Source organism: Pseudonocardia pini (assembly GCF_013870575.1).
GTDB classification, from domain to species: Bacteria; Actinomycetota; Actinomycetes; order Mycobacteriales; family Pseudonocardiaceae; genus Pseudonocardia; species Pseudonocardia pini.
This window is the reverse complement of record NZ_JACBXB010000277.1, coordinates 1-6,592: the sequence shown is the minus strand read 5'-3', so window position 1 is coordinate 6,592 and position 6,592 is coordinate 1. Positions and strand designations below refer to the sequence as shown.

8 protein-coding genes are annotated in these 6,592 nt (G+C 72.5%); 3 read left to right on the top strand and 5 right to left on the bottom strand.

From position 1 onward, the window contains the following. Positions 1-232 precede the first annotated feature (232 nt). Entirely contained in the window at positions 233-811 is a 579-nt protein-coding gene (locus tag H5J29_RS16725) for a TetR/AcrR family transcriptional regulator (RefSeq protein WP_181781890.1), read from the top strand. Here H5J29_RS16725 and H5J29_RS16720 read toward each other — a convergent pair. From H5J29_RS16720 to H5J29_RS16710, 3 genes are read right to left on the bottom strand one after another with little or no spacing between them, the layout of a single operon-like run. Further along, entirely contained in the window at positions 783-1,742 is a 960-nt protein-coding gene (locus H5J29_RS16720; RefSeq protein ID WP_181781889.1) for an LLM class F420-dependent oxidoreductase, read from the bottom strand. The two genes, H5J29_RS16725 and H5J29_RS16720, sit on opposite strands and share 29 nt — an antisense overlap. Before the next feature lie 16 nt (positions 1,743-1,758). After that, entirely contained in the window at positions 1,759-2,586 is an 828-nt protein-coding gene (locus tag H5J29_RS16715; RefSeq protein WP_181781888.1) for an aldo/keto reductase, read from the bottom strand. A gap of 14 nt (positions 2,587-2,600) precedes the next feature. Continuing rightward, entirely contained in the window at positions 2,601-3,026 is a 426-nt protein-coding gene (locus H5J29_RS16710; RefSeq protein WP_181781887.1) for a DnaJ family domain-containing protein, read from the bottom strand. A gap of 65 nt (positions 3,027-3,091) precedes the next feature. Between H5J29_RS16710 and H5J29_RS16705 the strand changes: the two genes are divergently transcribed. After that, positions 3,092-3,724 (top strand): DUF937 domain-containing protein, encoded by a 633-nt coding sequence (locus H5J29_RS16705; RefSeq protein ID WP_181781886.1) that lies wholly within the window; start codon positions 3,092-3,094, stop codon positions 3,722-3,724. Positions 3,725-3,791: 67 nt separating this feature from the next. On the opposite strand, the gene H5J29_RS16700 is transcribed toward H5J29_RS16705, so the two are convergent. Further along, the gene (locus H5J29_RS16700; RefSeq protein WP_181781885.1) at positions 3,792-4,076 is read right to left on the bottom strand and encodes a putative quinol monooxygenase; all 285 of its coding nucleotides are present in this window, start codon (positions 4,074-4,076) and stop codon (positions 3,792-3,794) included. 1 nt (position 4,077) lies between these two features. Next, positions 4,078-5,640, bottom strand: coding sequence for a long-chain-fatty-acid--CoA ligase (locus tag H5J29_RS16695; RefSeq protein WP_181781884.1), 1,563 nt, complete (start codon positions 5,638-5,640; stop codon positions 4,078-4,080). A gap of 263 nt (positions 5,641-5,903) precedes the next feature. Between H5J29_RS16695 and H5J29_RS16690 the strand changes: the two genes are divergently transcribed. Then, the gene (locus H5J29_RS16690; protein ID WP_181781883.1) at positions 5,904-6,422 is read left to right on the top strand and encodes a VOC family protein; all 519 of its coding nucleotides are present in this window, start codon (positions 5,904-5,906) and stop codon (positions 6,420-6,422) included. Positions 6,423-6,592: the final 170 nt, after the last annotated feature.

Sequence of the window (6,592 nt, the reverse complement as noted above, 5' to 3'; positions counted from 1 at the left end):
CTGCCGTGCAGCTCGAGGCCCGCGACGACCTCGGCGGCGGTGGTCCCGGCGTGGAACGGGCCGGTGAAGCGGCTGGTGCTGGGGTGCGTGATGGGAGGGGTGAGGAAGGTGGTCATGGGTCTCCCCTTCGCGGTGATGGCGGCGCCCCGGCGGCGTACTCTCACTACCGGAGCTGCCTCCGATCCCAACCGCAGGGAAACGGAGGGGATTCCGGTTAAGGTGGTGAAGTGGCGTGGGTCACACTGAAGGGGTCGCGGTCCGGCCCCTGCGGGCCGACGCCCGGCGCAACCGGGAACGGCTGCTCGAGGTGGCCGTCGAGGCCTTCTCCACGCCCGGTCGAGACGTCTCGCTGGAGGCGATCGCCAAGGCCGCGGGCGTGGGGATCGGCACCCTGTACCGGCACTTCCCCACCCGGGAGGCGCTGGTCGAGGCCGCCTACCGCAACGAGGTCGCCCGGCTGTGCGACGCGGTTCCCGGGCTGCTCGAGTCCGCCCCCGCGGACGAGGCGATGCGGACCTGGATGGACCGGTTCGTCGACTACATGACCGCCAAGCGCGGGATGCTGGACACGCTGCGCGCGATCGTCGCCTCGGGTGGCGACCCCTTCGCCGAGACGAAGGGCCGCATGCGCGGTGCGGTGGGGGAGTTCCTCACCGCGGGCGTCGAGGCGGGCACCCTGCGGGCGGACGTCTCACCGGAGGACGTGCTCGCCGCCGTCTCCGGGGTCACCCTCGCCACCGGCCCGGAGCAGCGCGAACAGGCGAACCGGCTGCTCGACCTGATCATGGACGGGCTGCGAGCGCGCGGATGAGCGCACCCGGCTCGCCCGCCAGCGGGGCGAGCACCGGGGTGGTCACCCCCGCCTCCACGTAGGCCTGGACCTGCTCGCGCACGGACTCCGCCGGACCGTGCAGCACCAACCGGTCCACGACGGCGTCGGGGATCGCCTCCAGCGCCGCCCGCCGGTCGCCCGCCGCCCACGCGGTCCACATCGGAGTGAGCTCCATCCGCCCCAGCCACTCGTGGAAGGCGCGGTAGACCGGCACGTTCAGGTAGGCCGCCAGGGCCCGACGGCCGATCGCGCGTGCCTCGTCCGCGGGCACGTCGGGGAGCACGAAGATCCGCGCCACGATTTCGGCGTCCGGCTTGCCGTACTCGCGCACGTGCGGGGCGACGGCGCGCACGTCGTCGCTGGTCAGCCAGTTGACGATCGCCCCGTCGCCGTCCCGCCCGGCGAGCCGGAGCATGCCCGGGCGCAGGGCGGCCACCAGCACCGGCGGGGTGTGCTCGGGCGGGATGTCGAGGCGGAAGCCGCGGACCGCGAACGAGGGCCACTCACCGGTCACCTTCTCGCCGGTGAACGCCTGCCGCAGGAAGTCCAGCAGGTCCCGCACCCGGGCGTAGGGCTCGGTGAAGGGGATGCCGTTCCAGCTCTCCACGACGACGTTCGAGGACGTGCCGATGCCGAGCGCGAACCGCCCCGGGGCGAGGCCCGCGAGCGTGGCCGCGGTCTGCGCGAGCAGGGCCGGACCGCGGGTGAACGCCGGGACGATCGCCGTGCCGAGCCGCAGCGCGGGCGCCCACTCCGCGGCGAGGGCCAGCGGGGTGAACGCGTCCGTGCCCGCGGCCTCGGCACTCCAGACGTCCGTGTAGCCGAGGTCGGGCAGGGCCCGGATCAGCTCGCGCTGCTCCCACAGCGGGAGACCGGTGAGCGGGACCGTGATTCCCCAACGCTGCGGCACTCGATCACCGTAGTGCTCAGAACTCCTCGTGGGTGTCCGGATCCTGGCCCCAGATCCGGCCGCGCTCGAGCGCGGACAGGGCCGCCACCTCGTCCGCGGAGAGGGCGAAGCCGAACAGGTCGATGTTCTGCCGCTGGCGCTCCGGTCTCTCCGACTTGGGGATCGGCACCGCACCGAGCTGGACGTGCCAGCGCAGGACCGCCTGGGCCGGGGTCACGCCGTGGGCCTGCGCGATGTCGGTCACGACCGGCTCCGCGAGCAGCTCGCCCCGCCCCATCGGGCTCCAGCTCTCGGTCACGATCCCCAGCTCGGCGTGCACCGCACGCAGCTCGGCCTGCGGGAAGTAGGGGTGCATCTCGACCTGGTTCATGACGGGCACCACGCCGGTCTCGTCGATGACCCGCCGCAGGTGGGCCTCGGTGAAGTTGGAGACGCCGATCGAGCGGACCAGGCCCTCGTCCCGCAGCGTGATCATGGCCTTCCAGCTGTCGACGTACCTGTCGAGCCGGGGCAGCGGCCAGTGGATGAGGTAGAGGTCGACGTAGTCGAGGCCCAGGTTGGTGAGCGACTCGTGGAAGCCCTTGATGGTCTCGTCGTAGCCGTGGTGGCGGCCCGCGAGCTTGGTGGCCACGAGGACCTCCTCGCGCGGCAGCCCGTACTCGCGCACCGCGCGGCCGACGCCCTGCTCGTTCTCGTAGCGCAGCGCGGTGTCGAGCAGGCGGTAGCCGGCGTCGAGGGCCGAGATCGCGGTGGTGCGCGAGTCGTCCCCGGCGTGCGGGAAGGTGCCGAAGCCGACGGCGGGGACCTCGCGACCGTCGAGCATGGTGAGGCTCGGGATGGACATGACCCGAGCCTATGTCAGGACAAAGGGTCCTGCCGGCGGGCTCGGCGGAGCTGCTCCGCGCGGTCGGCGCGGTCCCGCCGCCAGGCCTCGACGACGGCGTCGGGCTCGGCACGGCGGACCGGCAGCACCGGCCCGTCCGGGTTGCGGACGTAGGCCACGACCCGGGTGTTCAGCGCCTGGACGACCCGGCGCACCGCCTCCTCGGACGGCAGGTCCCGCACGGTCTCCGGCAGGCGTTCCAGCTCCTTGCGCAGCTGGACGCCGGTGGGCAACAGCGCGTCGGACGGCACGCCCTCACGCCGCACGTACCCGCGGACCCACCAGTCCGGCGAGGTGTCGTCCAGGTTCGGCAGCGGCTTGCCCTTGCCGGGCAGATCGTCGAACGCGCCCCGTTCGGCGGCCTCGCGGATCGCCCTCTCGAGTGCGGACTCGTCGCCCATGAGTTCACGGTACCGCTGGTGAGAGGCACTATTCCGGAATTGCCGAAGCCGCTACTCTCCGGCTCATGAGCCCTGTCGACGACATCCTCGCCCAGGTTCCACTCGGAGATCTCGCGGCGCGCCTGGGCGTCGACGAGGCCACCGCGGAGCACGCCGCCCGGCAGGCCCTGCCCGCCCTCCTCGGCGGCATCCAGGCCAACGCGGACGACCCGGCGGGCGCCGCCTCGTTCGCGAGCGCCGTGCAGCAGCACGACGAGAAGCTGATCGACGGCGGCGTGGACCTCGGCCAGGTCGACACGTCCGACGGCGAGAAGATCGTCTCGCACGTGTTCGGGGCGCAGAAGGACACCGTGGTGAACCAGCTCGGCGGGATCGGCGCGCTCGGCGCTCCCGCGAGCGGTGCCGCACCGCAGGCCCAGGCCGCGTTCGGTGGCGGCGAGGGTGGCTCCGGCCTGATCGCGAAGCTGCTGCCGATCCTGGCGCCGATCGTGATGTCCTACCTGGCCAAGAAGCTGTCCGGGGGTTCCGCGGGCAACGGCGGCCTGCCCGGCTCCGGCGCGGGTGCAGGCGGTGGCCTCGGCGACCTGCTCGGCGGCATCCTCGGTGGAGCGGGCGGCCAGGGCGGTCAGGGCGGCGGAGTCCTGGGCGGCGGCCTGGGCGACCTGCTCGGCGGCCTCCTCGGCGGCGGCCGCAAGTAACGCATTATGGAGCCACAACTGTCGTCTGACGGTCCTGAAACGACAGTTGTGGCTCCATAACGCCGAGTTACGGGGCGCCGACCCCGGAGATCGTGTAGCGCTTCACGTCCGCCGCGAGTATCTGCGTCTGCTGGTCGCCGCTGGGGCCGCTGCCGCGGAAGGCCAGCAGGGGCTCCTCGGCCGCCCAGCGCTCGTAGACGTTGATCCGGCCGGCATCGAGGACGTCCGCGGTGATGGTGAAGTCCAGGCAGCCCTCGGCCGCCCGGGCGAGCTCCACCACCTGCGCGCACTCGGCGACGTAGGCGTCGCGTCCGGCGGGGTCCACGGTCAGGTGTCCGGCGACGATCAGCATGTCAGGGCCGACCGTCGCGGACGCCGGAACTCATCTGTGCGCGCAGGACGGGTTTGAGCACCTTGCCCGAGGCGTTGCGCGGCAGGGCCTCGACCACCAGCAGCTGCGTCGGCTTCTTGTAGGAGGCCAGCCGCGGGCGGCACCACTCGGCGAGGTCAGCCAGCGTCGGCGGGGCGGCCGGGTCCGTGGGTACAACCACGGCGACCGGTGTCTCGCCCCAGCGCTCGTGCGGCGCCGCGACCACCGCGACGTCCGCCACCGCAGGGTGTCCGGCGAGCACGTTCTCCACCTCGGCGCAGTAGATGTTCTCGCCGCCCGAGATGATCATGTCCTTCTTGCGGTCGACGACGAAGAGGAAGCCCTCCTCGTCCTCCCGCACCAGGTCACCCGAGTGGAACCAGCCGCCCTCGAACGCCTCCGCGGTGGCCTCGGGCATGTTCCAGTAGCCCTGCATCAGGTTCGGGCCGCGGTAGACGATCTCGCCGACCTCGCCCCGCGGGACGTCGTGCATCTCGTCGTCGACGATCCTGATCGACACGGCGGGCACCGGCCGCCCGACGGAGCCGATCTTGCGGACCGCGTCCTCGCCGTCGAGCACGGTGGTGACGGGGGACATCTCGGTCTGGCCGAAGGTGCAGACGTTCGGCACGCCGGGGAAGGCGGCCGCCATCGCCTCCAGCAGGGTGACGGTGGCGGGCGCGGCGCCCCAGCACATCACGCGCAGGTGGGCGGCCCGTTTGCCTGCCTCCGGCACCGCGACCACGGCCTGCCACTGCGCCGGGACCATGAACACGTGCGTGATCCGCTCGCGCTCGAGCGTGTCCAGCATGGTCTCCGGGTCGAACCGCCCGCTCGGCATGATCACGGTGGTGCCGCCGGTGGCGATGAGCGGCGCGATCCCGCCGATCGCCGCGATGTGGAACATCGGCGAGGCGCAGAGGTTCACCTCGTCCTCGCGGTAGAGCCGCCAGTAGCGGATGAGGGTCTGGGTCTGCACCGCCAGGTTGAGGTGGGTGAGCACCGCGCCCTTGGGGCGCCCGGTGGTCCCGGACGTGTACATGATCAGCGCGGGATCGTGCTCGTCGATCTCCGCGGTGCGGGGTCGCTCCGGACCCGCGGCGAGGGCGTCGAAATCGCCGTCCGCGGTGCCGGTGACCAGCAGGATGCCCGGCCCGGCGAGGTCCCCCCGGACCTGGGCGGCCGACGCGGCGAGGTCCGCGTCGGCGGCGAGCGCGACGGCCCCGCTGTCGCGGAGGATGAAGCTCACCTCGTCCGCGCTGAGCCGGAAGTTCACCGGCACCGCGATGGCCCCCAGGGCGTTGGCGGCCAGCACGGCCTCCAGGAACTCGGGCCGGTTGCTCATCAGCACCGCGACCCGGTCCCCGCGCCCGACGCCCCGGTCCGCGAGACCCCCGGCCAGCGCCGAGACCCGTCGGCGCAGGTCGGCCCAGGTCGTCACGACGCCTCCGAACGCCAGGGCCGCGCGCTCCGGTGTGAGGTGGGCGTGCCGGTCGATCTGGTCCAGCCAGTGCTGGCCGGAGCCGGGCGGGCGTGCGGACGTCATCGTGCTCCCTCGAGGCGTGATCCCTGTCGAGCCTGTCCTACCAGTCGGCCTCGGTGGAGCGGACGAGGCCGCGCACCCTGGACCCGCTTCTGCGGCAACGCCGGCTCGAAGAGGCGTCGATCTGCTTCCTGTCCGCGATCGCCTGGGTGGACGGGCGGCTGCCGGCGCGGCACGGTGGGCGGACCGCGTCGGTCGCGGCCGGGGCCGCCGCGGAATGTTGTACGCGCAACTACCGTTGTGTGGGTCGAGGAAAGGGGAGTCCGATGCCGCAGCCCGAGGGTGCCGAGCTCGAGGCCGTCCGCGCCAGGCGGGTCGACCTGCGCGAGAAGTACCTCCAGAAGCCCGCCGACCGGCGCCCGACCACCGTGCAGGGCGTCCACCACATCGCGCTGGTCTGCCGAGACGTCGAGGAGACCATCCGCTTCTACCAGGACCTGTTGGGCTTCCCGCTGGTCGAGCTGGTGGAGAACCGCGACTACGCGGGCTCCAGCCACTTCTTCTTCGACATCGGGAACGGGAACCTGCTCGGGTTCTTCGACTTCCCCGGCCACGACCACAAGCCCTTCGAGGAGACGATCGGCGCGGTTCAGCACCTCGCGCTGTCGACCTCGGCGGAGGAGTTCGAGAAGGCCAAGGAGCGGCTCGACGCGGCCGGTGTCGAGTACCTCGGCCCGGACCGTGGCGTGGACAACAGCTTGTACATCCGGGATCCGAACGGGGTCGGGCTGGAGTTCTACCGGGAGCGGCTGGGCTACTTCGAGGACGAGCCGCTGCTCGGCTGACCGGCACCGCCCGGCGCCGATCTCGCACCGCTGCGCAACCCGACCGGGGGATGCACGTCCTACAGGTGAGGGACGGGTACGCCCGTCTCGCTACCGTGGGTCCGAGAACGGGACCCCAGGACGTCGGGAAAGGGTGCGATGAACGGTGACCCACGCGGGCCGCACGGGCC